2 protein-coding genes and 1 riboswitch are annotated in these 2,228 nt (G+C 46.0%); both genes read left to right on the top strand.

Features of this window, described 5'->3' with window-relative positions:
- Nucleotides 1-129: 129 nt before the first annotated feature.
- A riboswitch (cobalamin riboswitch) is annotated at nt 130-318 on the top strand.
- 373 nt (nt 319-691) lie between these two features.
- A complete protein-coding gene (cobK, locus tag KKC1_RS11590) occupies nt 692-1,477 on the top strand; it encodes a precorrin-6A reductase (RefSeq protein ID WP_088554608.1) in 786 nt (261 codons plus the stop codon).
- A 13-nt stretch (nt 1,478-1,490) separates the two neighbouring features.
- On the top strand, nt 1,491-2,228 hold a 738-nt coding region (locus KKC1_RS11585; protein WP_088554607.1), incomplete at its 3' end, for an energy-coupling factor ABC transporter permease.

The raw sequence follows: 2,228 nt of genomic DNA, 5'->3' as shown, positions 1-2,228 counted from the left end.
TCATACATAAATCCCCAATTACCATTGGAGGAAAGAAAATCGAAAAAATTACCTAGGTCCACTTGACAGCTTCCGGGTAACTTTTTTTATTGCATAAATTTGGTGGAAGTGCTATACTAGTTACAAAGTAAATATTTCCCGGGAAACAGTTAGTACTTCCCTTCAGGGAGGTACGTAGGGAAGCTGGTGAGAATCCAGCGCGGTCCCGCCACTGTGAGGGGGAGCCCATCTGCATTAAGGCCACTGGATGTGTTCCGGGAAGGCGCAGAAGGGGCGGTGAACCCGAGCCAGGAAACCTGCTGTTTCCGAGCCATTTGCACCCACGGTCGATGGGGAAGGGGGTTTTAGGTGAGGTAAGAAAAGCCCACTTTGTACCTGAGGTGCAAAGGGGTTTTTAATTTTCTTAAAATTTAAGTTAAAAAACTGAACAGGGATGGAATAGGTACTTTATCCCGAGGGATAAAGTTTAAACTGAGCCGGTCGAATCCCGGTGTTAAACTGTGACGGATAGCAGTCTCAAAAAGGTGAACAACTTGAGGCTGCGATGATTCCCGAACCAGTTTAGGGCCTGTTCCAATCGCGAACCACGTTTTAATGGGGGGGTGATTGGGTAGGCCTGTGATTTTTACTGCTCCCCAGTTGGTGAAACTGGGGTATTTTTCTAAGAAAGTGGATTTTCTGAGGTGAGTTAATGATAGCCGTAGCATGTGGTACCAGAGAAGGTAGAGAAATAATTTCCTTGCTTGTTGCTAAAGGTTATGACTGCATGGCTTTAACCACCACCGAATACGGCGGGCAACTTGCCGGCGAAAATGCTGTGGAGGTCCGTTGGGGCGAAATTACGACTAAAAATTTAGCTAAAATCTTCGAGGAGAAGGCTATCCAAGCGGTGGTTGATGCTTCCCATCCCTTTGCGGATAAAATATCTAAATTACTTTATGAATTTTGTGAAAACAATCGGCTACCCTATATCCGTTATTTAAGAGAGGAGACTAAACTGCCCCGAAATTCCTTGATTTATCCGGTAACCTCCTGGCAGGAGGCGGCGGAATTTGCCCAGAAGTTGGGAGATACCATCTTTCTCACTACCGGCAGTCATAATTTGGAGCAATTCCTCGGGTGGATAGACAGGAAGAAAAAGAGAATTGTGGTGAGGATTTTACCCGACTATAAAATTGTAAAAAAATGTCAGGATTTGGGCTTGACACCCCGAGATTTAGTGGCCATGCAGGGGCCGTTTTCCAAACAGATCAACAAAGCCACTTTCAAGATGTATAATGCTTCAGTTATAGTCACTAAAGATAGCGGAAAAGCAGGGGGAACAGACACTAAAATAGCTGCCGCCCTTGATCTTGGCATACCGGTAGTTGTCCTTAAGCGACCGTTTTTGGAGCAGGGAAGGTCTGCTCGAACTTATGAGGAGATAGTTAGTTTTTTGAATGCGGAATTGGGCGATAAAAGAAAATCCGCTGATTAAGGAGGAAGATAGTATGCGAAAAAGATTTTATCCTGTGCTGTTAGCGGGTATGTTCGTTATACTTTTTCCCGCCTATGCTTATGGTATGCATATTATGGAAGGATTTCTACCTGTCAACTGGGCCTTGATTTGGACTGCTCTTACCCTTCCGTTTTTATTTTACGGTTTTCACTCCATCAAACACAAAATTGAAGAAAATCCCAGTTTGAAAATGTTGCTTGCCTTTGCCGGAGCCTTTGCCTTCGTTCTTTCCGCTCTTAAGATTCCGTCGGTTACCGGCAGTTGTTCTCATCCCACAGGAGTAGGGCTGGGTGCCATTCTCTTTGGACCGACCGCGATGACGGTGCTGGGGTTGATTATCCTTATTTTCCAGGCGTTACTTCTGGCTCATGGCGGCATCAGTACCTTGGGGGCTAATACTTTTTCGATGGCGGTTGCGGGTCCTTTCGTTGCTTATGGAACCTACAAGGTCATGCAAAAGATGGGGGCGCCGAGGTGGCTGGCTGTTTTCCTGGGAGCGGCACTGGGTGATTTAGCTACTTATTTGGTGACTTCCGTTCAGCTGGCGCTGGCTTATCCTTCGCCGACAGGGGGGATTATGGTTTCCTTCCTGAAATTTGCTGCCGTGTTTGCCGTTACTCAAATTCCCCTGGCTATATTTGAAGGGCTGCTGACGGTGGTGGTAGTAAACTTTTTGGTTGCCTACAACAAACGGGAACTGCAACATTTATCAATTATTAAGGAGGAGAGT

Source organism: Calderihabitans maritimus (assembly GCF_002207765.1).
GTDB classification, from domain to species: Bacteria; Bacillota; KKC1; order Calderihabitantales; family Calderihabitantaceae; genus Calderihabitans; species Calderihabitans maritimus.
Note: the sequence above shows the minus strand (reverse complement) of the source record. Positions and strands in the feature narration are given on the sequence as shown.

Coding starts and splice junctions, on each gene's coding strand:
- cobK (WP_088554608.1), top strand. CDS start 692: ATGATAGCCGTAGCATGTGGTACCAGAGAAGGTAGAGAAATAATTTCC.